Genomic DNA, 24861 nt, shown 5'->3' on the forward strand with positions numbered 1-24861 from the left:
TATTTTTGCATTTGGGGCCTACGATAAGGCAGGCCAGTAGTGGGCTTATCCCCTCCACCGCCAAACAGAGGAAGCTAAAGCTGCCCCCAAAAGTGAGGTGGGATCTCTTGTGCCATGCTCAATGCACCTTTACATGCTTCCATAAGCGGCTCATTGGCAATGCTAACCCTTGCATCTCCATACGGCGCAAGCATAGATTTAACATATTCAGGTAGCCCGCGAATCTGCGCCCCAGCTCCAGTAATGACTATATTTTTCAGAACGAGGGCCTGATCCTCCGGGGGAACCACACACAACACAGCACCAATACGCTCAGCAATCTCAGCGAACGGCGATTCGCATGCGGCCCGAACCTGCTCAGTTACATCACAGCGAACAGCCTTTCCGGCAGATCGAAACTCGCAGGCTGCTACCAGTTGAGGCCGCCCGACAAATGCAAATTGTTCTTTAACCATGCGCGCAATGTTGGCATTTATCTGCAGAGCAGGATATCGCTCCAGAATGGAATTCTTTAAGCGTTCATCAATGTAACTTCCAGCTTTAGCTATAGAGCTCTGGTCTTCTGGGCGTGGAATTCGGCCTTTCATGGCGCATATATCTGTTGTCCAAGCCCCTATATCAATAATAATTGAGCCACTAGCTTTGCCGATGCTATTTCCAGCCAAAAAAGGGGCTGACATTAAAAGCACATTCTGGCAGTACTCTTGGGCCAGCTTGAGTAAGAGCTTTTTGTTCGCCGCTGTGAATCGAGGCGTCACACCGATAACAGCAAAAACTTTCTCACCAGCAGCAGGCTCTGCACACTTGATAATATGACTGATAAAGTGCCTAGTGACATCGATGTCTTGCTCACTGATAGGATTTAACAATCCATCCAGCAAGGGATTCCGCAGATGGAGGTAGGAGCGCATTTCGAAGGCTTCATCACCAACAAGATACGGGCGCCCAAGCCGGGCTAAGCCAACAAAATCCTTCGGGTACCCCACCAACGACTTCAATGATAATGACTTACCTCGACTCGTCATAATGACAGTCTTTGAGTAACCAAAATCGATACCGACATAGAGTATGTTTTGGTTATCGTTCACAATCATCATGCTGTCCCCGAATCTAGCTGGCGTTCAAGATCATATTTGACGGAAGACATCGTTGCAAACGCTGACCTGAACCGCCCCAGGATCGCCGGAGGCTTGTTGGTTAACCCTGGTCGGTGTTGAAAATCTCCGGCCTGCCGAAGCGGGCGAGAGCCTCCTGCAAGGCGTCGATGCAGAAATCGGCCTCCATGGTGTTGGGTCGTGTCCCGCCGAGTTCTCTAATCGCGGTTGTCACCCCCCTCACTTACGTCACCGCCGGACTCATGGCTCACCCAGCGCAACGGCTACTTTGCTGCGGCTCGCAACTCGTAGTGCAGCCCGGTCATGGGCGGAAAAGTCATCAAATCCCTCCTTAACTGCTCTCCTCACTTTTTGAAAATGGCATTCCTGCTTTTCATAATTCGTCTAAAGAAGGCAGCCCCTTGGGCTGACAAACTTCCAGCTGCCACTCCCACAAGATCTGCAATACCTGTAGTTAAACCCTGTACCGGCACGTCAGAGCGGACCGGCGTCGGGCTAACCAATTCCTTTTGTACATCCTCAATCCGAGCACTATCCCGATCCCGCGCGGAGCGCCCAGGTACGACAGGCCATGCTCCAGAAAGGTAATTAGGGCTGCTGTAAGATGATGATTCATTCCGATTGCCATTGGGATCAACGTCAACCCGCACTATACATTCATCGTGCTCAGTTCCTTTCGCAATTCTGCTAACAACCTCGATCCAATTCATCCATGAATTAATATTGTCATGGAATTGAAAGAACCCGATTACGGTAGAGTCTGGCCCATATGCCATGACATTAGCGTGTTCAATATGAAGAGTTACGCCATGCGCTTTGCATTGAACCTTCGTGATTGACTGAATATCTTTAGCGTTTACTCCGACGCTCAGCCCTTGCAAAGCGACATCAATGGCAGAGCCATGCCGTTCATATCCATCACGGCATTGCCAATAGACCTCGATTGAACCAAGCGGAGCAGCAACGAACAACAAAAATTGAAATTCACCATCGATCACGCCAGATGTGCGGGTAAGCAACTTTTGGCGCAGCAACTCTGCCTCGCTAATGATCTCCTGAACTTTCCCATCAATGAATTCAGCAACCATGTGGTCGGAGAGTGAGACTTCCGACTCATCCTCGGCCTCGATCTCCAACAGATCAACGGATCTCGGGAGATAAACCACTGCAGTTGGCTCTGAAGGCAGAACCTCCTCCGGCGCCTCCATAGCGGGCGCAAGAAGAGCTGTTCCTACCTCGGGCTGCTCAGGGATAGGGTCTGCAGACGGCAGTATGGTCGCATTAGGTACCGGTGGCAGAGTCTGCCCTAGAGATTCTGACGACTTCAAGGCTGGGATCATTGCTGCCGCCCGTGCACCGGGGACCGGAATAACCGGAGGTTTGGTACGGATGACTGGTGCTTCAACCTTCTGTTGGGGCGGATGTGAAGCGGCAGCGGTAACAACTGCAGACTGACGTGCCGCCTGAGCCGCCTTTTGTCCAGCCAGCTTACGACGCCTCTGGAAAAAGACATAAAATCCGACACCGCCGACAACTACCAAGGCAACCAGCACCATGATGGGGGCAGATGTCGGTCGATCCTGAGATTTTCTCGGATCGGGCAGTTGCTTTTCGATGCTGGGCTGCGGACTAATAAGCTGAACCTCATGCGGGGGGGGGGGGGCAGCTTCAACCGAAGCATTTGGTTGAAGCTGAACTTGAGGTGCCTGAGGTTGCTGGGAGCCAAGTAAGGTCTTCGCTTCACGAAGCGGTTCTGAATCGTGCGATGCAGATCCCTCCAAGGTTCCGTTAATTTCTGAAATGGAGCCCAAGGCTTCGACAGCACGATTTTTATGATCGGCAGGAAGGGGTTCCCGAACGATCTCACTAGATTTCTGTTGAAGTACCCCCATGGCCGTCAACAGCTGGACCGAAGGATTCTCACCAAGCGCAACACGAAGGGGGAGATATTTCGCTCCTGAAGCCGCTGCCCAATCTTGAAGATATTGAGAGTTACCGGAAATGTCCCAAATTATCAGCCGCGCCCCAATCGCACGGGCAACGCGTGGCATCAAATGATCAATAATGTCTACATTGCGTTCATTATATAACTGCCCAACAGAGTTATAGAGATCGACAATAGATTCATTGCCAATATCCGACCTCTCTTGCCCTTGCCCTTGCCCTTGCCCTTGCCAAATTTCATAAAAATCCCAGTTAAGGTCATCGTATCTTTTGTCTTTTTGAACCTTTTGGCTTAAATAGCCCCGATTGACATCCCAAACCTCCGGTTCACCGTCGGAAATGATGATGGCAAGCTTGGTTGCTGGCCTTGCATGCTTAACAAGATATTGAAACGGCAGTTCCAGGTCCGTCGCGAGCCCGTCAGCTTTCAGCTTCCCAAAAGAGGCATTGATGTCGGAGTGGTCAATACCTTCATCAGTGTCTAATGATAAGAGATTGTGTAACTCCTCATCAAAAGCGACTACATTAATCTTGTATGAATTTGAGAATGTTTTTAAAAACGTCTGAACCCAGGCTTTCGACGCCATCTTTGGGTCGTGCCTATTTACAGATCCTGACTTATCAAAAAGAACAATAATGTCGGCATCTTGGCGTGCATTCGCACTTCCTGCTACAAAAATCGCAGCAAGTGCGTAAAATACAACAGCAATCCCCCCCCCTCGAATTACCACTACGTTCCTCCGTGATCGACCTACTCGAGCTTAGAAAGGATTATTGCTCGCTTCTCTGCTAAGAATTGTGCGATTTCAGACTCCGCCATAATCTTTTTTTCAGCGGCAAAGGCGCTAAAATAATCTTTAATGTTATTAAGTTCAGCGTCAACTTTTTCAACTAGCCGCTTCTGTGCATCACTGGCGTCCGCCTTGTATGTTTCATTAAACTGGCGCTCTAGCCGTGCCCTCTCATCCTCAGACCAAGCCATTATATTTCGAATAGCATCTTCTTTTTGTGCTTCTATAAACTCATTGATATAAGACTGATTTTTCGATTGCCCATCCGTTGACTGGCTAGCTAGCATGGAAATATCTAATTCTAATTCTCTTTGACGAGCGATAAGGCTATCGATATTTTTCCTTAATGTGGCCTCCTCTTTGTGGAGCTCAGCAACTACTGATCTGCGTTCATCAATAAATTTATTGGTGCTAGAGTTAGGTCGGCCACTTGATTTAGGTGATGAATGTCTGGATGATTTTCCGAATAAAAAATTATCTGAAGCGAAGATGCTTTTGAACGATTTTTGCGTCGAAGCTATCGCGGCAGTCAGCTTCCAACCTGTAATCCAGTCAAAAATTGTCAGTGTTACATAAAATAACGCTGAAGTTATGACTATGAGTACGACCAGTTCAATCATCATCCCCTCCACTGCCATAGGCTTACTATTTTATGGCTACGGCATCATTCAGGTAGCACTTACATCAAGGGCATTCGCGGCCATCCATCAGTGAGCACCATATCAACATGTCCTGGTTAATGGATTTCCGGCACTTTCCTCACATCTAGATATCGCATTTTAGTGTTTTGAATGCGATCTGTTACCCCACCCGATAACACATGAATCAGATTTGAGCAATCGGCTCATCAGGTCGAGAGTGGTTCTAACAACTATTATCACAGTGCCGGGGTGTCTTTAAGCACCCCGAAATACCCCCGACCAAAATCAGTGCGACGCCCCCTCAGTTAACCGGACAGCAGTGATGCGCACGCCAGTATTTAGTGGTGACGCAGGAGTTCAACGAGAGAGATCGTCGCGATACTTTCTGATCATAGACAGCCTTAAAGAATCAAAATCAATGAAGCTTGTACTGTACGAATCGATGCCATACCCTTACAAAAACTGGGATTTAACCCATCATGGCCGCTATTGGGGATGCTCCATGAGTTCAAGTGATGCTATTAGCAAGCTGAAAAAGGCACAATCTGCTTTTAAAGACGGCGGTATCGGCACAGCTAAGAGGCCGTCCGGAAGGTTCTTGAATCAGGTGAATCGGTTATGATTCCATGGGTCTCCAGAGAAATGCTGGGGGCGCCATGTGGACCAAGGACAACCGACGGCTCTATGAGCGGAGCGGACTTCGCTATCCAAGTGATCTGACGGATGAGGAATGGTCGCTGGTGGCGCCGCTGATCCCACCGGCAAAGCGCGGCGGGCGCCAGCGAACGGTGGATCTTCGTGAAGTGGTGAATGGGATCTTCTACGTGTTGATGACCGGTTGCCAGTGGCGAGCATTGCCCACGGACCTGCCGCCCAAAAGCACGGTGCATGAATATCTTGGGCTGTGGGAATGGGATGGCACGCTGGCACGCCTCCATCACGCCCTGTTCATCGAGGTGCGGGAACTCTCCGGCAAAGAAGCCAGCCCGACGGCGGCGATCATAGACAGCCAGAGCGTCAAGGGCGCGGAAAAAGGGGGGCGCGGATTGATCCATCGGGCTACGACGCTGGGAAGAAGGTCAAAGGCAAGAAGCGGCACATCGTCGTCGATACGCTTGGCTTGATCCTCGCGGCTCATGTCCAACCGGCCGATGTCCAGGATCGTGATGGCGGATTGCCGGTCCTCAAGGAGGTCCGGCGCCTCTTCCCCTTCATCGTTCGGGTGTTCGCTGATGGCGGCTACCAGGGGGCCGCCACCGCGGCAGCCGTCCGCGCACTCGGGGCGTGGCACCTGGAAATCGTCAAACGCTCCGACACCGCCAAGGGGTTCGAAGTTCTGCCAAAGCGGTGGATCGTTGAGCGCACCTTCGGGTGGCTGGGGCGTTGTCGCCGTCTCGCCAAGGACTTCGAGAATCTCGCCAGGATGGCGCTGGCGTTTCTTCGCCTCGCCATGATCCGCCTCATGCTGCGAAGGATAGCAAGACACCGGAAATCATAGGAAACTTCACGGACGGACTCTAAGCTAAAATCAGCAGGTGCCGCGATCGGAAAGACCGGTTCTAAGGCCGCGACGCTAGGTGGTGGGGCAGCGAAGGGCGCGCCTGCCAGTCTTGCCGTTGGCAAGTTGAGTATTCCTTATATGCCCCTCACCGGGCTTGGCACTGGATCGATCAAAGTTACGTCAGTGGGTGTTGCCAACGGCTCTAAACTCGCTTCCATACTGATCTCGGGAAAAGGGTTGAGCCTCGGTTTGGGTTTGGGTCTTGGCGCTTTGGGGCCGGCATTAGTCGCGGGCACAATCTGCGCTGCAGGCTATTGTGCATTTCAGAGATACGGAGGAAGCCCGAAGGGGAAAGTTGCCAGTAATCTGGGCGGCATTCTTACTAAATTCTCTGCGTTAGCAGATTCGATTTATGACGCGGGGCAGGGCACATTCATAATGCAGCCTGGTCGCCCCAATGCAAAGGCGCACCAACGATTGACTGAATCAGGCGATCTGGGGGCGCTTTTCTCCAAGGTAGCCTCGATAGTGGACGCAGTTTATTCCTCCAGCGCCAACAAGATTAGAAAGCTGATTTCTGAGCCGGATGATGAGGCGGCCTTGGCGGCAGAGTTAGCCACCGAAATCGCCATGGCTGCGAAGCTGCTTGCTGAGGCGAATGAAGCTGAAAAGCGAGCTCTGGTTGCAGGGGCCAGCGCCAAGCAGGCTGCCATGCTAGCTGCAGCGGCCAAGCGAAGAGCCAAAGCCGCATTGGATTTACAGCATCAAACTGAAGACAAGCTTGCCGCCACTCGTGCGAGGAAAAAGAGAGCCGCAGCTGAGCAGGGATCGGAATAAACGCGAGGTTCGCATGTTTAAGATTCATTCCAGGATGCATCAGTGCAATCCGACGCCGCCCTGTGATAATAGTTCTCAGTATTACGTTCTACGGCGGGCGGAAAGATTCATCTGGACAGAATCATCCTATCTGTAAGAAAATGCAATCTTGCAATGATGTCTCTTTTATAGCTTGACGTATAATGATGATGTCTGCAGAAAAATCACCCGCAACCGCTTCAGCCGGTTTGCATCACAGTAAGGGGGCCGAAGCATGCTTGACCAAGTGATCATGGCCAAGGTTGAAGGGACCACTCAGGCAGCACTCCTGTCCTCAATGACCGGAAATTCCTACACAGTTGGGCAAGTGACTGCAGCCGGAAATGGCATGGGCCACTGGTTATTCCTTAACCCTGCCGACGCCGCCGCCGCTGGAAAGGGTGCCGTCGCGCTCAAGCTGGAAGGTGCCCGTCAGGTTGCTCAGCTCTCCAGCATGGTAGGCAATACCGTGACGATCGGAAATGCTCCCATGGTTGCGGGTGGAGCCAGTAAATGGCTCGTGATGCTCCCTAAAGCTGGCTTGGCTGCCAAGGGAGCTGCTGCCGCTGCAGTCGGTGCCGGAGGGGCGGCTGTTGCTGCGGCTCAAGGCGGTGGCAATGCGGGTATGGTCATGATGCAGCTTGAAGGTGCCAATCAGGCTTTCCAGTTGCCGATGATCACTGGCAAGACCTTTACGGTTGCCAAAACGACTGCTGTTGGAAATGAAGCAGCTAATTGGCTCTTTCTTCAGCCGGTTGGCGACACCGCCAATACCATCAAGGACTTGGTTGTGGTCAAGGTTCAGCATGGTGCTGGCCAGGTGCAGTGGCTGGTCGGCAAGACCTTCACCATCGGCGAATCCCCGATTATGGCCGGCACCACTAACAAGTTCCTCGTTCTGAACCCTGTGACCGGAGCCGCCGCGAAGGGCGCTGCAGGCTCTGCTGTTGCAGCCAAGGGGGCCATGCAGACCGTGGCGTTCCAGGCCGCCGGTAAAACCGCTGTGGCTGGAACCGCCGCGAAGGGTGCGGCTGCTGGTGCGGCGGCTTCTGCCGCAGGCAAGACTGCGGCAGTCGGCACTCTGTGGACTGGCACGGGCATGAGCCTTGGCCTCGGTCTTGGTCTCGGCGCTGCTGGGCCGGTTATTCTCGGTGGGCTGATCGCGGCGGCTGGCTACGGCATCTACCGCTACCGCAAGAACCAGGCTGCCTCTATGGCCACTGAAGTTGACGAAGCCATTTCGGACGCAGTAACGGCTTAGTCTGAAATCAGTTCCGGTTTGATGACTGAATCTCGGCGGTGGCTAACTAAGGATTTAGCCGCCGCCGGAATCGGCGGCATACAGTGCGAAGTCGTTAACGAAAATGTTGAGCTGAAGGAGGTATCAACAGGATGCCCCCCCCTCCTACACTGCAAGCTTTGCCGGAAGCTGGTTAAAGTGTGCCAAGGTAATTTAGCGCGTAACGCGGGTAATTTGGCCTGTGCCTTTGCCATTATTTCTCTGATAGATCCAATCATTGATGGCCCCACCGGGGACCGCGATGGGAAATGTTTCATTCTCTCACATCATTGTGAATGGGATGGGAGGCCGTGGCCGCCCCATATGCAGTCCCCCTCTACCAATGTAGAACATACGGAGGACGCCCGATGATCACCTCCACCATAACTGGATCCAAAATTGCTGCCGCTGCCGCTCCCGGTGTTGGAAAGGCTACAGTCTTTATCCTCAGTGCAACGATGGGAATTGGTGTGCTGGTTGGCCTGTCCTTGGTCACTGCTGCCGGAGGTTTCTACGTCTGCCGTAAGCTTTGCGGCGTGGCCGCACCAATTACATAAGCCCCCTCTGGGATGCTGAGGTGTTCCATGGATGAGGAGGAGTTGGAGAGGATTGCTTTAAAAATTGTTACCGCGTGGACACGGTGCAATGCTGAAAACGGCGCAGACACGCCGTCTTTGATTGTATCAATTACAAATCAAATGAGGGTGATATTGGAGCCGATTGAAGAAAATATAGGTCTTGTTAGATATGTTGGAAAACTCTCGGACAGCAGATATAATGCGGGTAGAATTCGCATCAGATACTGTCAGTCTTGTGGCCATATATTCAAAGAAAAAGCTCATTACGTAAGCATATGAATTTTTGCACAGATACTCTTGCAGTCTATTGCGATTAACCCCGCCCCAATTCCAGTCGATTATGCGCCCCGTCCAGCGAAGCTGTTTGGCGAGCATGGCCTGTGACCCACCGATTAGGCCGACGACGCCTTTATGACCCGGCTGTTGAAGAAAAATCGGTAGGCGGCCTTGGTGTTCGCCCAGTCCTGACAAGCTCGGGGAATAGCTTGTCCAATGGCGCCGCCCAGCTGATCGAAGTATCCGTCCGGCGACGACCACCTTGCCGTCAGGGCTATGATGCTGCCAGCTTTGGCACCGGTGCAAGCACCATTGTTTGCACCGGTGCCAGGAGATGTTGGGTGGCGCAGGTTCATGTTCTGACCGGTCCGGAGCGACGGCGGCGCTGGAGTGCTGAGCAGAAGCGGGCAATCGTGGCGGCGGCGTTCGCCCCCGGCGCGATCGTCGCGGAGGTGGCCCGACGGGCGGATGTGTGCGCCGGTCAGATCTACCGCTGGCGCCAGGATCTGCGTGGGCATGCCCAGGAATTCGCCGAGGTAATGATGGTGCCGGTCGGGGATCAGTCGGCCGTGCGCTCGGGCTCGGATGCGGTAATCGAGGTGCGCTTGGCGAGCGGCGCGGGCGTCCGCATTCCCGCGACGGCGACGCCGGGTTTGGCATCGGCGATCATCAAGGCGCTGGCCGGGCGATGATCCCGATCCCCAGTGGGGTCCGGGTCTGGCTGGCGACCGGGCACACCGACATGCACCGGGGCTTCGACGGCCTGGCGCTGTTGGTGCAGGAGCGGTTGTCGCGCGACCCGCATTCCGGCCACCTGTTCGTGTTTCGTGGTCGGCGCGGTGATCTGATCAAGGTGCTGTGGTGGGATGGACAGGGCCTGTGCCTGTTCGCCAAGCGGCTGGAGCGGGGCCGCTTCCTGTGGCCGTCGCCGGCCGATGGGGCAGTGACCATCACCCCGGCCCAACTCGGCTACCTGCTGGAAGGGATTGATTGGCGGATGCCGCAGAAAACCTGGCATCCGAGCGCCGCCGGCTGAGGAAATCGCTGTTCAAGAGCGCTGGATTTTGATTCACTTTCGGGGTGACCAATACCGCCGAAGCCCTTCCCCGTGACCTTGCCGCCGCCCATGCGATGATCCTCGCCGAGCGGGCGGCGCGGCTGGCCGCCGAGTCGGATCGGCGGGTGTTGGACATCGAGATCGAGCGGCTCAAGTTGGAGATCGCCCGGCTCCGGCGCGAGCGCTTCGGCCAGTCGGCCGAGCGCAGCACCCGCATCGAGCAGCTTGAACTGTCCTTGGAGGATCTGGAGGAGACCGCCGCCGCGGTCGAAGCCGCCGCCGAGACGGCTGAGGTGCAGGCCCATCCCCGCTCTAAGCCGGCGCGGCGCCTGTTGCCCGAGCATCTGCCCCGTGTCCGGGTGGTCGAGCCGTCACCGTCGGCGTGTCCCTGCTGCGGTGGCAAGCTGCACAAACTGGGCGAGGACATCACCGAGACGCTGGAGCGCATCCCGGCCAAGTGGCGGGTGATCCAGCATGTGCGGGAGAAATTCACCTGCCGGAGCTGCGAGGCGATCACCCAGCCGCCGGCGCCGTTCCATCCCATCGCGCGCGGCCGGGCCGGCGCCAATCTGCTGGCCGAGGTGGTGTTCGCGAAATTCGGCCTGCACCTGCCGCTACACCGCCAGAGCGCGAGCTTCGCCCGCGAGGGCGTCGAGATCGACGTCTCCACCCTGGCCGACTGGGTCGGCGCGGTGAGCGTGGCGCTGAAACCGCTGGTCGAGGCCATCGCTGACCATGCCCAGGCGGGCCCGCGCGTTCATGTGGACGACACGCCGGTGCCGGTGCTGGCGCCGCGCGCGCAGGCGCGCTCGGATCAAACAATGGCGGCGAAGCCGGATGGCAAGACGAAGACCGGCCGATTATGGACCATGGTCCGTGATGACCGCCCGTTCGGCGGCAATGATCCGCCGGCCGCAGCCTATTTCTACTCGCCCGACCGCAGTGGCGAGCATGCCGAAGGATTCCTTACCGGCTTCAGCGGCATCATGCAGGCCGACGCCTTCTCCGGCTTCGGGCGGCTGTACCAGCAGGGCGCCATCGTCGAGGCGGCGTGCTGGGCGCACGGACGACGGAAGTTCTTCGATCTGGCCCAGTTGAAGAAGGCCCCCATCGCCATCGAGGCGGTGAAGCGCATCGACGCCCTGTTCGCCATCGAGCGCGACATCGCCGGCCTATCGCCCGAGGCGCGGCTGACTGCGCGGGCCGGGCTATCCCGACCGCTGGTGGACGATCTGGCGGTATGGCTGCACCAGAAGCGGGCCGGCCGGGCAAGTCGGATACCGCCAAGGCCATGGATTATCTGCTGAAGCGCTGGCCGGCCTTCACCCTGTTCCTCGAAGACGGCCGCGTCGATCTCTCCAACAATGCGGCGGAACGGGCCTTGCGCGGCATCGCCGTCGGCCGGCGCAACTGGACCTTCGCCGGCTCCGACGCCGGTGGCCGTCGCGCCGCCGCCATGTACACCCTGATCGAGACCGCCAAGCTCAACGGCGTCGATCCGCGCGCCTGGCTGGCCGATGTGCTGGCGCGTCTGCCCGGCCATTCCGCCCGGCGGATCGGCGACCTGCTGCCCTGGAACTGGAAAGGCGAAAGCCATGCCGAAGCTGCATGACCTGGAGGCGGATATGGAGGCGCTCGACGAATTCCTGATGTCGGATCAGTCCCCGCCAGACTGTATGATGTTGTGCGATCTTGACGGCTTTCTGACCGGCATCGCCATCGGGCCGGACCTGATCATGCCCAGTGAATGGCTGCCGGTCATCTGGGGCGGCGAGGAACCGGTGTTCGACGATGCCGCCCAGGCTCAGGCCATCATCGGCATCATCATGACGCGATACAATGAGATCATCGGCCAGATCGCCGATGGAGCCGTCGCTCCCATCATCATGGAAACACCGGGTGCCCTCGCAGGCTCGGCAGGAATAGGCGGGCCGGATGTGGCGGATCACCTGAAAGCGGCCGGGGACGTAATCGAGGATCTCGGTGACGTCTTCGCCGACCTTGCGCATCGCTCCGCCGCAGGACGGGCAGGTACAGGCGCTGTCGTGGACCACCTCGGTGCGCGGCAGGTGTGACGGCAGCGGCCGCCGGGCACGATTGCGCTTCGGCGCGGGGCCGTCGCTCGCACCTTCCTCGGCTTGCGCCAAGACGTCGGCGGCACTCGATTCGACATCCTCCAGCATCAGCTCCAACTGATCGGCGGCGCGGCTGATTTTCTCCGACGAGCGGCCGAACTGCATCCGGCGCAAACGGGCCAGCTCGATCCGCAGCTTCTCCACCTCCAGCGTCTTGCTCATCAGGCCGGCCTGGGCGGCGGCCAACGCATCCGCCTGGGTGGCGATGATGGCCTGTAGCGCGACGATATCGGTGGGCAGGGCGTCTGGAACCATGCCGTCGATTCTACCGTCAGAAGCAGATTCCGACCAGCGCCAGCCCCTCATTTTGTGAGGATTCCCGCCGGGTGTGGCGGGAATGACTCACCCCGCCGATTGCGGCTTCCAGGTGCGGATCGGCATCCTCCAGTCGATCCCCTCCAGCAGCATGCCGAGTTGCGCCGGAGTCAGCCCGACGATGCCGTCCGCCGGCGACGGCCAGACGAAGCCGCCCTTCTCCAGGCGCTTGGAAAATAGGCAAAGACCTTGGCCGTCCCACCACAGCACCTTGATCAGATCGCCCCGCCGCCCCCGGAACACGAAGACCTGGCCGCCGAAGGGATCGCGAGACAGCTTCGCCTGCACCAGCATAGCCAGCCCGTCAAAACCTTTGCGCATGTCAGTGTGCCCGGCAGCCAACCACACCCGCGTCGATGTCGGCGGCACGATCATCCCAGCGCCGCCAGTACCCGGCGTAACGGCTCGGTCGCCACCTCCGGCCCCACCCGGATCATCACGCCAGTGGGCAGCACGATTTCGATCCGCCCGCTATCGTCCGGCACCACAGCCGGGGGCTCCGAAACCGCGATCGCCAGAAAACCACCATCAGCGATCCCAGTAGCGGCCGCCAGCAACTCCCGCCGCCAAGTGAACAACTGCTGTGGCGCGATCCCATGGCGCCGGGCCACGCTGGACACTGTCCGGTCCGGCATCGCCGACTCCGCCACCATCTGCTGCTTGTCCGCCGCACTCCAACGCCGACGGCGCTGAACCGACGTGATCACCTCGACCTGGGTCATCGTGCCACGCATTAAAGTCACCATAATGCTTGGCACTTGGCCTCAACTCGCCCCGCCGCACAAGGCAGCCGTCAGAGGACGGTTACGTCGCGGACGACCACTGAAAGACCGAAGCGCCGATCCAAACCGGCTGGACGCGTCCATGATCTCGGAGATGAAGGGCCTTGAGGACGAGAACCGGAGGACGACGACAAGGCAGCCGTCTGAGGACGCTTACGCAAACCGTGCAATCGCTCTTTCTCATCTTTCACTCATTCCATTTGCTCCGCGCCCGATGAGGCGAAGCTCAACGCTTGATGACCATGCTTTTTCCAGGTGCCTTGAGCTTTCGCTGCCTGAAGACATTCATCAGAACCGAAACGATGCCGGTGGCAAAACCGAGAAAAAACGTAATGCCAAGGATTACGAAATGTGGCGCAATCATCGCCAATGGGCTCAAACGGGTTTCTACCATGTGCGCGTTGGACGAGGCTAACAGCACGATCAACCCGCCAATTACTAGAAATCCAACTAGGGCTTGTTGAGATTCAGGATTCACAAGATGGACGAAACGTGATTCAAGCTCCTTGAAGGAGTTTGTCATGGTTCGATTGTGTTTGACGGATACTCAATGGGCAAAGATGGAACCGCATTGTCTGGGTAAGCCGACCGATCCGGGTCGCACCGGGGCAGATGGACGGCTGTTTCTTGAGGCGGTACTTTGGATTGCGCGGACGAGCAGCCCCTGGCGAGATTTGCCCCCTGTTTTCGGCAAGTGGAACACGGTATTCAAGCGCTATCGGGACTGGGTAAAGGCCGATATCTTCAAGAAGATTTTTGATGCGGTGTCGGATGACCCCGACATGGAATACGCCATGGTCGATGCCACGATTGTAAAAGTCCACCGTCACGGTCAGGGCGCAAAAGGGGGACTCAGAATCAGGCCATCGGCAAGTCCAAAGGTGGCATGACAACCAAGATTCTGGCCCTGACCGACGCCTTGGGCAATCTGGTTCGCTTCGTTTTGCTCCCAGGCCAGCGTTATACCAAGTCCCGGTAGTCAGCGCCTATGGGCCCATTCGCGGAGCCCGATGGACATGATGGTCCAGGGCTGATCGATCAGCTTGTTCCAGGCATGGCAGCAATGGTCGACGATATCTTCGTAGGATTGGAAGATCCGGTTCGACAGCCAGTTATCGCGCATGAACTGCCAGATGTTTTCGACCGGGTTCAACTCTGGGCATTTTGGCGGCAAGGGCAGCAAGCAGGGTGATGTTGTCGGGGACCGTCAGCTCGGCGGAGAGATGCCATCCTGCCTGATCCACCAGGAGCACGGCATGGGCGCCCGGTGCGACGGCGCGCGAGACTTCCTCCAGATGCAGGACCATAGCGGCTGTGTTGCAAAGCGGCAGGACCAGACCGGCCCCCTTTCCCAAAGCCGGGCAGATTGCGCCGAACAGATAGACCGACTTGGTTCTCTGATCCTTGGGAGCCGACCTGCCGATCAAGTACGCCCTCGGCCGCATCGCCAATCAACGCAATGCCGTCAGGGCCCGCCTCGCCAAGAAGAAGGAAGGGCAATCCGGCTGACCAAAATCAGCCCGCGCCCGCGGTCTTCACCGGACGGATACACGAAAGGCGCCTCTCGACATTGATCTCGAAATGTACAAGTGGCGGCATCTCATCGAGAATTTCTTCTGCAAACTCAAAGAGTTTAAGCGTATCGCCATGCGCGCGGACAAAACAGACCAGAGCTTCGCGGCCATGATCTATCTCGCCGCAGCCGTCATCAATTCCAGATGAATCTCAACAAGCCCTAGATTTAGCATGCCTATGTCCTAGAGAAGTGGCACCTCAACGGTCGTGAGATTTTGAACGAGTACAGAACGTTGCGATGAGCATGCAAATCATCAATAATCATCAATTGCGCTGCAACGACGACGCCGGAATCTGGACAAACTGGCAAGCTTTCCCTTGATGGAATGCATCACTAGGCGGCCTTTGTCCGAGATTATGCCGCTAAAATTTTCACGATTACTAACTAAGTCACCAGTTACATGCGCAGCCGATTTGGCTAAATTGAAAACACCGGCGTAAAAACTCTCGACGGGAACTTCTTTAATACTGACACATGGGGGGGCAGCCAGGGTCTCCTCACTTGTAATTTGGATTACTGAGGACTTATGCCCATAGTACAATGCTGACGGTGGCAAAGAGCTTTCTACAGCCTCAATTGCCATTTCGGTTCTCGAGTCAGCAACCAAGAGCTTATCCAAAAATTCCATTTCAGAGCCAGGCTTAACCCAATCGGGTATCTGAACCAGCCCGACGCTCCCTTCAATCTTGATTGCCTCAAGGCCATGAGGCGGTTCTGAATCAGAGGGGCTCGCAGGGTTGGTCTCGGCATCAATGGGGGCTATATCTACTTTCTGTGAGATCGCAACCTCTTCATTGAGCGGGTCTCTCTCATGCGTGGGCAGAGAAATTCCCATTAGCTCTGCTACGGCTGGTTCAGGTTGTGGCTTCCCCCCGCTATCGGCAACTAAATTGGCTAGCTTAGGCAGATCGCCTTCATCTAGGTCATCAACAGAGTGGATCTCTGCGGCAGCCATCATGCTGTTGGAGGAACCTAGTATTTCAGGGGGGGGCGCATCGTTCACCTCACTGGTAACAGCAGCCAGTAGAGATGAAAGTGGGCTAATTAGGGGCAAAGCAGACTCTGGTTGGGACGCTAAGCTGACGTCACTCTCATGGGGAGTCTTAACCTCAATGAATGTGCTTTCTTCGCGGATTGGCTGGGAGACGGCGGTCGGCTGGATAAGCGGTAACCAGGGCGTTCCCTCATTGGCAGCTAATGCGGTATCAGAAGACCATGGAGATGCTTCCAGCAACGCTTTCCATTTATCACTCTCTGGAGTTTGAGCGCCTTGCCCCACAGACTCTGGCACTTCATGCGTGGGCAATGTATCGCTCAAACTCTTGGGGTGCGGGACAGTCTTTCTTGACGTTTTTCGATTTTTGGCAGTCATTTCCAACATCGTCCTTACAGAACAACCCACACTTCTCGGCCGCTACGGTTGACCCTCAGCAAAACCTCCGGCCCTGCCGTCTTCGCGGCCTTGATGGCCGCATCAAGAAGGGCGGGGGTCGTCACAGGCATGTTGTTGACCTCGAGGATGAGGTCATTCGGCATTACTCCGGCAGCCTCGGCTCGAGACCCAGTTGCCATTTCAGCCACTTGGGCCCCTGTGGTTTTGATTGGGGGCTCATCGGGAGATCCTGACATCATCGGCTGCTCCATAAAGCCATCAATCTCCATGCCCATCCAAGTGAACTCTGTCGGAATTTTAGGTGGTTTGGCCGGCTTTGCAGGGGCGGCTGGTTGAACTACGTTATTATTTCCCGCGCCAGCATTCTGCTTCGGCGCAGGTGGAGCCGCAGCAGTCGGTCCGACAAGCAAAGTCAGGTTGCTGACACTGCCTTCTCGGAGTATGCCAAGTCGCACCGAACGCCCGTTTGGCATTTCAGAGATGATTGCAATTACTTCACGTGCCGAGTTTACCGGGCGGCCGTCGACCTTGAGCAGCATGTCTCCAGCCTGCAACCCGGCCGCAGCAGCTGGTGTATTGGGGCTAACACCGGTGATAAACACCCCCCGCCCAGCCGGCACGTTAATCTGCCCCCCCATCAGCTGAGACATTGGGGGCATAAATGCGCCAAGCAGATTATGATTTGGGTAGGTTTCCCGAGCAGCCTGACCTCCGCGGGGAACCTTGACATTCATTGCTAGGCTTCCGGGGGGCTGAGCAAACTGATACCCACCCAATCCAGGCTGTCCAATGGCGACTGAGCCGGATACAGCTCCAATAATTTGATGGCAGTTGACGCAGTTCATGCTTTGCCGGCCATCAGTGTGAGGATTGGCGGCATTGGCCTGGATTGGCGGCCCAGATTGCTGCTGCGCCACGATGGGCATCGACTGAACAAATGCGATGGGACCGGCCGAGGCTCCGACGATCTGATGGCAGCTGGCGCAGTTCATGCTTTGCCGGCCATCAGTGTGGGGATTGGCGGCATTGGCCTGGATCGACGGACCAGCTGGCTGCCCCGCAACTATGGGTATCATCGGCTGAGTAAAAGCGACCCGGCCAGCAGGTGCACCGATGATCTGATGACAGGTATTGCAGGCCATGTTCTGTCGACCGTCGGTATGAGGCGGAGTGGCGATTGCCCGGATCGGCGGCGGCAAACGGGGATTGGCTACGGGCATCAGCGATCCAGCTGCCGCCACACCTGGATTTGAGGGGAGTATCTCATGACAATTGGCGCAGTCGAGATTTTGGCGGCCGTCAGTGTGAGGTGACGACATTCTGGCCATAATGGGGGGACCCGCTGAACCAACTCCGATGCGGGACGGTCCTTGAAGGGCGACCAAGCCCATTGAAGGGCCTTCGGCTGTCGTGGTTGGTAGCCATCCCACAACTTCCTGAGCAAACTGCCGGGCTTGATTGCTCGGCACAGCAAAACCAATGCCGGAAAACGCGCCATTCGGAGTATAGATGGCAGTATTGATGCCAATCACAGTGCCATTGGCAATGACCAGCGGCCCGCCAGAATTGCCTTGGTTGATTGCTGCGTCAGTTTGCAGCAGCTTTGAGTGGGTTACCCCCTCAATCACCATGGATTTATTCTTGGCCGAGATGATCCCGCGGCTGACAGACATATCTAGGCCGAAGGGCGTTCCTATGGCGATCACCTCGTCCGCGACAAGCACAGCATCACTGTTCCCCAGGACCGCCACCGACAGCTGGGCCTTCGGGGTGATTTTTAGGAGGGCGAGGTCAAGGGCTTCGTCTAACTTGACGATCTCCGCCGAATATCGAGTTGAACCTGTGTCATCCGGCACGGTAACAAAAACGGATTGAGCACCACGGACAACATGGAAATTTGTTATGATAAAACCTTCATCCCTGACGATTACACCAGTACCGACGCTGTCAACAAAGCTGGCAGAAGGGTTCGCGAATCGCGGCGTCGTCGATTGATGATCCAGCGCAAAATTCCCAAGCGCTGGCTGTCTGCTGGGTGACGATGCTTTAACACTAACAATGCCGTTACGTAAAAGAGCGGCAACGTTGGAAAAACCGCCGCCACTGCTAGCTAGGGCTCGTGGCACCCCCCCCGTGTTGGGCTGCAGTCTGGCAACAGCACCAGGTTGAGTCGGCAGATTGACACTACTCCCATGTCCAAGTTGCTCAAGTATGCTTTCAAGTCGAAGCCCCCCAGAAGGCTGCCGATAGATGAAGGCGCCAAACAGGACAATTAGGGCGATCACACCCATCAGCATCAAGTAACGCTTGAGTTCCTTGCTGCGAGTGGCATTAGAGTGTCCCTCATCATCTGCGCTACGATTGAACATTGTTTCAATCACCAATATCAGAGTCAGATCTGGTCATATTAAGGGAAGAAGGCAACCTCTTAGTCAAAAGACCTGAGGCCAATGCAATCAGACCAAAAACGATTAATGCCACCGGCGTAGTTCTACTGTGTCATAAAACAAGCCATTGTGGTAGCAATGGAGATTCGGTCTGCTCAATAGGGGGGTGAGCATGGGTCTCCATGGAAAGGCTGGCGATAGTGAATCGCGATTTGAGGCGTATGTCGAGGGCCTTTGCCGTTCGGTTCGCCATGCCGACCGGGCGGCGCCGTTGCGGGCGTATTGCCTCGGGTTGATGCTGCCGGGCGACCGCAAGAGCGTCGAGCCGATGGCGGCGCGGGTCGAGCCGGGACGGGTGCAGGCGGCGCACCAGTCGATGCATCACTTCGTCGCCAAGGCCGAGTGGTCCGACGAGGCGATGCTTGCGGCGGTACGGGCGACGGTGCTGCCGGCGATCACCCGGCATGGCCGGCTCCGCGCCTGGATTATCGACGACACCGGCCTTCCCAAGAAGGGCGTTCATTCGGTGGGTGTAGCGCGGCAGTATTGCGGCCAACTCGGCAAGCAAGACAATTGCCAGGTGGCGGTGACGCTATCGATCGCCAATGATCACGCCAGCCTGCCGATCGCCTATCGCCTTTATCTGCCAGAAGACTGGGCCTCGGACCCGGCGCGGCGCCACAAGGCGGGGGTGCCGGACGAGGTCATGTTCCACACCAAGCCGCAGATCGCGCTGGAGCAGGTCCGCGCCGCCCTGGCCGAGGGCGTGGCGCCCGGAGTGCTGTTGGCCGATGCCGGATACGGCGTCGATACCGCCTTTCGCACCGGCTTGTCCCGGCTCGGCCTGACTTACGTCGTCGGCATTCAGTCCTCCACCAGCTTATGGAAGCCGGGCGAGGCGCCATTGCCGCCCAAGCCGTGGAGCGGCAGGGGACGACCACCCTCACTGGTCCGCCACGACCCCGAGCATAAGCCGGTTTCGGCCAAGGAGATGGCGACCGCCTTGCCGCCCACGGCGTGGCGCACGGTGACTTGGCGCGAGGGGACCAACACCCTGCTGAGTTCACGCTTTGCCGCCGTCCGGGTGCGCCCCGCCCACCGCGACACCTTGCGCTCCGAGCCCAGGCCCGAAGAATGGTTCTTGGTCGAGTGGCCCGAGGAAGACGCCGAACCGACCAAGTACTGGTTCTCCACCCTGCCCGCCGACATACCGCTGACCAATCTCGTCGAGATCACCAAATTGCGCTGGCGCATCGAGCGCGATTTTCAAAATCTCAAGCAGGAACTTGGCCTTGGCCACTATGAGGGCCGAGGGTGGCGAGGATTCCACCACCACGCAGCCCTCTGCGTCGCCGCCTACGGATTCCTCATCATCGAGAGGAGTCTGATTCCCCCCTCGGGACTTTGCTCCGCCCCGATCCGCCAAGCGCCTGCCCTACCCGACGGTTACCGACCCCGAGGATCCGCCCGTTCGGCCTGAGCGCCACGTGACAACGTCGATCACAACGATACGGCTGAGACTGACACGGGCGCTTACCCGACGATTACCACGGTGCCCCTGCTGCCAGCGGCCGACACCCCAGATCCTCATGCTTATGACACAGTAGAAGTAGCACCTCGGAGAAATTCCGTTACCGACCACCACCAAGCCGTTGCCCCGAACAAGCCAACGGTCAGCGCAATTAGGCCCAAAATTACGCTAGGCATAAAACATCTCCCACAGTGCCTTTGATCATAAATTCCAATATCCTTAGCACAAATTTCTCGGCGAATCAGTGGTTCTTCGGGGCCGCAGGTGACCCAGGTGGACGGACTGAGAGTCTGACCGGCACCAAGGCCGGCGTCATCATGTCGAGCTCACCTTGAGCCTGTAGGCTCGACCCGGCAATCTGCCGCCTGTTCGTCGTCGATGGTGCCAAGGCGCTGACCAAAGCGATCCGCAATACCTTCGGCCGCCATACCCCGATCCAGCGTTGCCAGGTCCACAAGGCCCGCAACATCACGGATTGTCTTGCCAAGCCCCTTCATGCCAGTGTCCGCAAGGCTCTGCGGCAGGCGTGGGAACTGGATGATGCCGACAAGGCCGAGCGACTGATCCGAAACCTCGCCCGTCGCCTGGAGCATGACGCGCCCGGCGTCTCTGCCAGCATTCTGGAGGGGGGCGACGAAATCCTTACCGTCAAGCACGTTGGCACAGAGGGTTTTGAGACAGCGTTCCGATCAGTTTAAGCAGCCAACGTCTCCGAGTTTTCAGGCGGGTTGATCCAGGCTCCCCGTTGTATGGGGCTGGAAAAGGAATTGCTCGTCACCTCGGCATCGCCGGGTTGACGGTTGCCGTTGGGCTTTATGGGTATTACAAAGGGCGCTGGCTCGGATCCGTTGATGCAGCGGCCGCTTGAAAAGGGGACATCATGACCACGCAGACTGTCAATCTCACACAGCCACCCGGTGCGGCGTACAAGCCCCTGGTAATGGCAGCTCTGAGCTATCTGGGCATCCTTTGCTTCGTCCCGCTTATGCGATACAGGGATGACCAGTATGTCCAGTTTCACGCCCGACAAGGGCTGGTGTTATGGATGTGGGCCGTCCTCTCCCTCTTTATCTTGGAGGTACCGGTTATCGGGAAGTGGGTCTTTGGATTTTCGTCCACACTGATCCTCGTTCTGTCGGTTGCGGGTTTGGCTTCGGTCGCATTCCGTCGTGCATGGAAGTTGCCTCTGGTCGCGTATATCGCCGACCGAATTTGACATTCGGGCTGGATATCCTGCGCTATCTCAACCCGGTGAGAGTCCCGGCGTCGCAGTTGACGCTTACCCTCCTAATATATTGGCGATCAACTCAATGTGCTCAACGATTACGCACTGGTTGAAGCAGTGTTCGGGGTGAAAGGCTTTGCCCGATTGCTTCATGCAAGGGTGCAGAGTTCCTGGCGAGTGCCGTGCTCATCGTGAGCGCCAAGCTCGCTATTTCCAGCATTGCGGATGATTCTGATTGGTCAGCGTCAGTTTCAATTAATCCCCCCCCCCAGCCATTCCTTGTTCATGGATACGGCTAGGGACTAATCCATATCCGCTGTAACTCCAGGCCCTAAATGAGTATTCAATTCAGATATATTTTTCGAGCAGCGGCCGCCATCTCGGTTCTGATGGTGTTTTCGTTTGGACTATTGCGCTACAATGAATTCTTATCAATGCGTGAGGACGCACAGTCAAAGCGGTCTAACTTCGAGGTTCAGATACAGAGGCGTAACAATTTATTCGGAAACCTTATTAACCTTACAATTAATCATGCCGCACTTGAGGGGTCTGTATTCGCACACTCCTCAGATAAGCGCACAGAATTGATTGATGGTGGCGTCAATAAAAATGATATATTGAAGCTTGATCATATTTTTTCTCGTGATGGCTTTAGTGTTGCCTTTGGCAAGCTTATTGCCTACCAGGAAAGGTATCCTGACATTAAGTCAGTAAAATCATATAAATTTATGATGTCGTCTCTTGTCGAAATGGAAGAAAGAATCGCGAATAATAGGGTTCTGTACAATGAAAGCGCCGCTAAATTCAATGCGGAAATCCGAAAGATGCCTTGGAATTATCTCGCTATGATTACTGGCTTCAAGGAGCGGGAGTATTTTCATCAAGGCCAAGAAAGCACGGCGATCATCAATGCTCCCATTGTCGCACCAGAGATGTACCAGCAGCTGATGCCTTTGGTTCCTACCCAAGAAATTGATAAGAAGTAAGGGTAAGTATCTTCTGCCCGACGAATTTCTCTCGGAGCTTGGGTTCGGTGCAGGTCCGCGCCACGCCTCTGTTCCAACGTGCTTGCGACAGATTGATATGTGCCGTTTAGTGACGGGGCATGAGAGTGATGATGAAGCCGATAACGGCACTTGCAGTTGATGGGGCGTTGTCTTTCGCTCGCATCACCGCATCAACATACTAAAAGCAATAATTATTATTACACAAAGAGAATAAATAGCGAAAATGAGACAATCCATTGATAATCTTCGAGCAAAAATCCATGCTCTGCGAGCAAAAACCATTGCAAACGGGTGTACAGAGGCAGAAGCTTTAGCTGCGGCCGAGAAGGTTGCGGATCTATTGGATAGAAATGAAATTTCTATTTATGATGTTGATGTCTTTAATTCGCAATGCGGGAAGCTTGTTATAGAGACCGGGAGAAAAACAAAGACGCCGATCTCGGCCTGCATCGGAGAGATCGCCCTCTATTGTAACTGCAAAGTTTGGGCAGAAAAACGCGAAGATGGGGTGCGGTATATAATATTCGGCCTTAATGACAGCATTGAAGCCGCCAACTACGTACACGATATAGTTTTAAAATATCTTGGCAAGATGTGGGGTGATTACAAAGATTCCAATAAACTAGTTGGTAATTTGCGCAGCCAAAAAAGTTCGTATCAATTTGGGATGGCCGTTTCGATTGCACATAAATTGAATAAACTTAAATCAATTCGCGATGAAAACAATCGCGGAACAGGTGGCTCTGACCTAGTACTAGCTCGTCACGCTATTGTGGAGGCCGAGTTTGCAAAGCTCCAGATAAATCTTCGGCGCGGAAAGGTTTTGGGAAAGAAGGTTTTCTTGGGAGTTTTTGGGGCCGGTCAAGTGGCGGGGCAATCTCTGACCTTGCATGAAGGTGTCCAGGATAAAGAATACGTTCCTTAGGATATCAACCAGTCTGATTGTATTTCCATTTGGCAGACAGATGGAGGTACCATGCACCGTCCTAAATAGCTACTTAAGGCCATCGAAAATCGTAGCGAGCCGACCCTCATGATATGGAGTATCGTAACATGGGGTTGACAGTCACCACGGTACCCGGCAGCTGATATCAAGTCCAGTTGACTCTTTTTCCAGTGCATGGCCCATGAAAATTATTACCTTTGCATCACAAAAGGGCGGTGTGTCCAAGACTACCACAGCGTTCTGCGTTGCAGCAGATCTCGCGCGACGCGGTGGGCGTGTCGCTGCCATAGATTCTGACTCTCAAGGGTCATTGGCACTGTGGGCAAAAGGACGCCCGGTAGATCGCCCACAAATTCCTGTTGCCGCTGTCAGCCCACAAAACCTCAAGGCTGCCATTGATGTGGCTCGCAAAGATCGATACGATTGGCTTGTGATTGATACACCGCCTACGGGGGCACCCCTAGAGGTCGAGACCGCCTACAAGCATTCAGATCTCATAGTGATTCCTGTAACGCCATCCGCAATCGACATTGCAGCAAGTGGCGTGACGGTTAAACTCGCCCGTCAGCTGCGGCGACCGTTTATCATTCTGATATCATTGGCAGACCCCAAGCTGTCTGGAATGTTTGAGCGCTCTTGGGTCGCGGAAGCGAGAAGGGAGCTAAATCAGTTCGGCACATTGTATCCTGGCTGCATCGTCAAACGCAGAGCGTATCAGCGGGCCTTTATGAATGGGCTCGGCGTTTCTGAAATGGGCGATGATGCAGCCGCACAACGTGAGATTTCCCAACTGACAGACTGGATTATTAGGCAGGTAAATAGCGAGGCAGTCGCCTAATTGTCCCTACCTCGAAATCGAGTGCACTGACGCAAACACAGGATTCACAAGCGACCTGCGCTGTGCGTGCGAATCTGTGGTCATGGCACAGACCGTCAGCATCATCGTCTCCCCCGAGGAACAAGTGCGTTTGGCCGAGGTCATTGGGGATCGCAACACTCCGCAAAAGCAGTATTCCCCCGGTGACGGCCGCTTTTTCAGGCTGACCGTGCTCTGAGATTCTGCCTGTCTGATTGGCGTTGGTGGACGGATGTGTCCACAAATTCGGTTATGCACAGACAGAAGTTCTGTAGTTCGGCGCCGCAACCGGTCGTGGCCAGAGGCGCTGAAAGGGGAGATCGTTGCGGCGACGTTGGAACCTGGGGTGGGGCTTCGGTCGCGGTAGTGGGTTTCCCTCCGCCGAGGGCCGCCTGTTCGGCCGAGCTGGTTTGAGGCATGCTGATGACGTGATCACTCGCAGCGACCAGGGCCGCGACTGCCGCGACGCCATCCTCGGCCTCGCCAAGACCTGCCGCAAGCTCGGCATCTCGTTCTGGGATTTCCTGGGGGACCGGCACCGCCTCGGCGCCGCTGTCGGAAACGCCGTGCTGGGACTCCCCTCGCTGATCGCGGCCGGCGCGCTACGCCGCCTGATCGCCCGGACTTTTGCCCCAGTTACCATCAGCATTAGCAACTGATTGATATTAAAG

At 56.0% G+C, this 24861-nt stretch carries 24 protein-coding genes and 6 pseudogenes; 19 read left to right on the forward strand and 11 right to left on the reverse strand.

Annotation, left to right across the window (positions count from 1 at the left end):
* Positions 1-74: 74 nt before the first annotated feature.
* The 3 genes from mamK to AMB_RS24750 form a co-directional block, all read right to left on the reverse strand.
* The gene (gene mamK, locus AMB_RS23830) at positions 75-1097 is read right to left on the reverse strand and encodes a MamK family actin-like protein (protein WP_231848947.1); all 1023 of its coding nucleotides are present in this window, start codon (positions 1095-1097) and stop codon (positions 75-77) included.
* A gap of 362 nt (positions 1098-1459) precedes the next feature.
* On the reverse strand, positions 1460-3790 hold the full coding sequence (locus AMB_RS23835; RefSeq protein WP_083763405.1) for a VWA domain-containing protein: 2331 nt from the start codon (positions 3788-3790) through the stop codon (positions 1460-1462).
* 20 nt (positions 3791-3810) lie between these two features.
* On the reverse strand, positions 3811-4470 hold the full coding sequence (locus tag AMB_RS24750) for a hypothetical protein (protein WP_148207252.1): 660 nt from the start codon (positions 4468-4470) through the stop codon (positions 3811-3813).
* 677 nt (positions 4471-5147) lie between these two features.
* On the opposite strand from AMB_RS24750, the gene AMB_RS23840 reads away from it, so the two are divergent.
* From AMB_RS23840 to AMB_RS24760, 5 genes are all read left to right on the forward strand, one after another.
* Positions 5148-5989 (forward strand): IS5 family transposase gene (locus AMB_RS23840; RefSeq protein WP_148207253.1). Its coding sequence is split into 2 segments (ribosomal slippage): positions 5148-5520 and positions 5520-5989, totalling 843 coding nucleotides; the frame shifts between segments, so codons are not numbered across the junction.
* Positions 5990-6229: 240 nt separating this feature from the next.
* Positions 6230-6829 (forward strand): hypothetical protein, encoded by a 600-nt coding sequence (locus AMB_RS26010; protein ID WP_231848948.1) that lies wholly within the window; start codon positions 6230-6232, stop codon positions 6827-6829.
* Between the two features lie 253 nt (positions 6830-7082).
* Positions 7083-8108 carry a magnetosome protein MamD gene (mamD, locus tag AMB_RS02045; protein ID WP_011382844.1) on the forward strand — a complete coding sequence of 342 codons (1026 nt, stop codon included), beginning with the start codon at positions 7083-7085 and terminating at the stop codon, positions 8106-8108.
* 386 nt (positions 8109-8494) lie between these two features.
* Positions 8495-8683: a hypothetical protein gene (locus tag AMB_RS24755; protein ID WP_148207254.1), complete on the forward strand. Its 189-nt coding sequence runs from the start codon at positions 8495-8497 to the stop codon at positions 8681-8683.
* 27 nt (positions 8684-8710) lie between these two features.
* Positions 8711-8983, forward strand: a complete 273-nt coding sequence (locus tag AMB_RS24760; RefSeq protein WP_148207255.1) for a hypothetical protein — start codon at positions 8711-8713, stop codon at positions 8981-8983.
* 113 nt (positions 8984-9096) lie between these two features.
* Here the strand turns inward: AMB_RS24760 and AMB_RS26940 are convergent, their stop codons facing one another.
* Positions 9097-9336 carry an IS4/Tn5 family transposase DNA-binding protein gene (locus AMB_RS26940; RefSeq protein ID WP_197531972.1) on the reverse strand — a complete coding sequence of 80 codons (240 nt, stop codon included), beginning with the start codon at positions 9334-9336 and terminating at the stop codon, positions 9097-9099.
* Between AMB_RS26940 and tnpA (AMB_RS26690) the strand changes: the two genes are divergently transcribed.
* The 4 genes and pseudogenes from tnpA (AMB_RS26690) to AMB_RS26695 all read left to right on the forward strand — a co-directional run.
* The gene (gene tnpA / locus AMB_RS26690) at positions 9322-9672 is read left to right on the forward strand and encodes an IS66-like element accessory protein TnpA (RefSeq protein WP_008622511.1); all 351 of its coding nucleotides are present in this window, start codon (positions 9322-9324) and stop codon (positions 9670-9672) included. The genes AMB_RS26940 and tnpA (AMB_RS26690) overlap by 15 nt on opposite strands.
* Positions 9669-10016 (forward strand): IS66 family insertion sequence element accessory protein TnpB, encoded by a 348-nt coding sequence (gene tnpB, locus AMB_RS02055; RefSeq protein WP_011382846.1) that lies wholly within the window; start codon positions 9669-9671, stop codon positions 10014-10016. Before tnpA (AMB_RS26690) ends, tnpB (AMB_RS02055) begins: the two co-directional genes overlap by 4 nt.
* A 95-nt stretch (positions 10017-10111) precedes the next feature.
* Positions 10112-11649 (forward strand): IS66 family transposase gene (tnpC, locus tag AMB_RS02060; protein ID WP_407636038.1). Its coding sequence is split into 2 segments (ribosomal slippage): positions 10112-11317 and positions 11320-11649, totalling 1536 coding nucleotides; the frame shifts between segments, so codons are not numbered across the junction.
* A 13-nt stretch (positions 11650-11662) separates the two neighbouring features.
* Positions 11663-11893 (forward strand): annotated as a pseudogene (locus AMB_RS26695) (YecA family protein); the annotation flags it as partial.
* A 45-nt stretch (positions 11894-11938) separates the two neighbouring features.
* On the opposite strand, the pseudogene AMB_RS23850 reads toward AMB_RS26695, so the two are convergent.
* From AMB_RS23850 to mamL, 4 genes and pseudogenes are all read right to left on the reverse strand, one after another.
* Positions 11939-12427: pseudogene (locus AMB_RS23850) on the reverse strand (IS66 family transposase zinc-finger binding domain-containing protein); the annotation flags it as partial.
* Positions 12428-12514: 87 nt separating this feature from the next.
* On the reverse strand, positions 12515-12862 hold the full coding sequence (gene tnpB, locus AMB_RS02075; protein ID WP_043743195.1) for an IS66 family insertion sequence element accessory protein TnpB: 348 nt from the start codon (positions 12860-12862) through the stop codon (positions 12515-12517).
* Positions 12859-13209, reverse strand: a complete 351-nt coding sequence (gene tnpA / locus AMB_RS02080; RefSeq protein WP_148207256.1) for an IS66-like element accessory protein TnpA — start codon at positions 13207-13209, stop codon at positions 12859-12861. The genes tnpB (AMB_RS02075) and tnpA (AMB_RS02080) overlap by 4 nt, the downstream gene beginning before the upstream one ends.
* 286 nt (positions 13210-13495) lie before the next feature.
* Entirely contained in the window at positions 13496-13792 is a 297-nt protein-coding gene (mamL, locus tag AMB_RS02085) for a magnetosome protein MamL (protein ID WP_231848949.1), read from the reverse strand.
* Between mamL and AMB_RS02090 the strand changes: the two are divergent.
* Positions 13791-14233 (forward strand): annotated as a pseudogene (locus tag AMB_RS02090) (IS5 family transposase); the annotation flags it as partial. The gene mamL and the pseudogene AMB_RS02090 overlap by 2 nt on opposite strands.
* Positions 14234-14248: 15 nt before the next feature.
* Here AMB_RS02090 and AMB_RS02095 read toward each other — a convergent pair.
* Positions 14249-14681, reverse strand: a pseudogene (locus tag AMB_RS02095) (IS630 family transposase); the annotation flags it as partial.
* A gap of 157 nt (positions 14682-14838) precedes the next feature.
* On the opposite strand from AMB_RS02095, the pseudogene AMB_RS02100 reads away from it, so the two are divergent.
* A pseudogene (locus AMB_RS02100) lies at positions 14839-14991 on the forward strand (IS5/IS1182 family transposase); the annotation flags it as partial.
* 107 nt (positions 14992-15098) lie between these two features.
* Here the strand turns inward: AMB_RS02100 and AMB_RS24775 are convergent.
* Both AMB_RS24775 and mamE read right to left on the reverse strand, forming a co-directional pair.
* Positions 15099-16217 (reverse strand): hypothetical protein, encoded by a 1119-nt coding sequence (locus tag AMB_RS24775; protein ID WP_148207257.1) that lies wholly within the window; start codon positions 16215-16217, stop codon positions 15099-15101.
* 14 nt (positions 16218-16231) lie between these two features.
* Positions 16232-18607 carry a magnetosome formation protease MamE gene (gene mamE, locus AMB_RS23855; RefSeq protein ID WP_158303913.1) on the reverse strand — a complete coding sequence of 792 codons (2376 nt, stop codon included), beginning with the start codon at positions 18605-18607 and terminating at the stop codon, positions 16232-16234.
* Positions 18608-18797: 190 nt separating this feature from the next.
* On the opposite strand from mamE, the gene AMB_RS02110 reads away from it, so the two are divergent.
* The 8 genes and pseudogenes from AMB_RS02110 (at position 18798) to AMB_RS02130 (ending at position 24849) form a co-directional block, all read left to right on the forward strand.
* Complete coding sequence (locus AMB_RS02110) at positions 18798-20105, forward strand: IS701-like element ISMmg4 family transposase (RefSeq protein WP_043743199.1); 1308 nt, start codon at positions 18798-18800, stop codon at positions 20103-20105.
* A 395-nt stretch (positions 20106-20500) separates the two neighbouring features.
* Positions 20501-20818, forward strand: a pseudogene (locus AMB_RS23860) (transposase); the annotation flags it as partial.
* Positions 20819-21036: 218 nt separating this feature from the next.
* A complete protein-coding gene (locus tag AMB_RS02120) occupies positions 21037-21372 on the forward strand; it encodes a hypothetical protein (RefSeq protein ID WP_011382856.1) in 336 nt (111 codons plus the stop codon).
* Between the two features lie 344 nt (positions 21373-21716).
* Positions 21717-22367, forward strand: coding sequence for a magnetosome protein MamQ (gene mamQ / locus AMB_RS02125; protein ID WP_083763408.1), 651 nt, complete (start codon positions 21717-21719; stop codon positions 22365-22367).
* Positions 22368-22611: 244 nt separating this feature from the next.
* On the forward strand, positions 22612-23313 hold the full coding sequence (locus tag AMB_RS23865) for a DUF7168 domain-containing protein (protein WP_083763409.1): 702 nt from the start codon (positions 22612-22614) through the stop codon (positions 23311-23313).
* 202 nt (positions 23314-23515) lie between these two features.
* The gene (locus AMB_RS23870) at positions 23516-24172 is read left to right on the forward strand and encodes a ParA family protein (protein WP_083763410.1); all 657 of its coding nucleotides are present in this window, start codon (positions 23516-23518) and stop codon (positions 24170-24172) included.
* Between the two features lie 82 nt (positions 24173-24254).
* Positions 24255-24389: a hypothetical protein gene (locus AMB_RS26700; RefSeq protein ID WP_269446078.1), complete on the forward strand. Its 135-nt coding sequence runs from the start codon at positions 24255-24257 to the stop codon at positions 24387-24389.
* Between the two features lie 229 nt (positions 24390-24618).
* Positions 24619-24849 (forward strand): hypothetical protein, encoded by a 231-nt coding sequence (locus AMB_RS02130; protein WP_043743206.1) that lies wholly within the window; start codon positions 24619-24621, stop codon positions 24847-24849.
* The last annotated feature ends 12 nt before the right edge of the window (positions 24850-24861 follow it).

The sequence above is a fragment of the Paramagnetospirillum magneticum AMB-1 genome (assembly GCF_000009985.1).
In the GTDB taxonomy this organism is placed as follows: Bacteria; Pseudomonadota; Alphaproteobacteria; order Rhodospirillales; family Magnetospirillaceae; genus Phaeospirillum; species Phaeospirillum magneticum.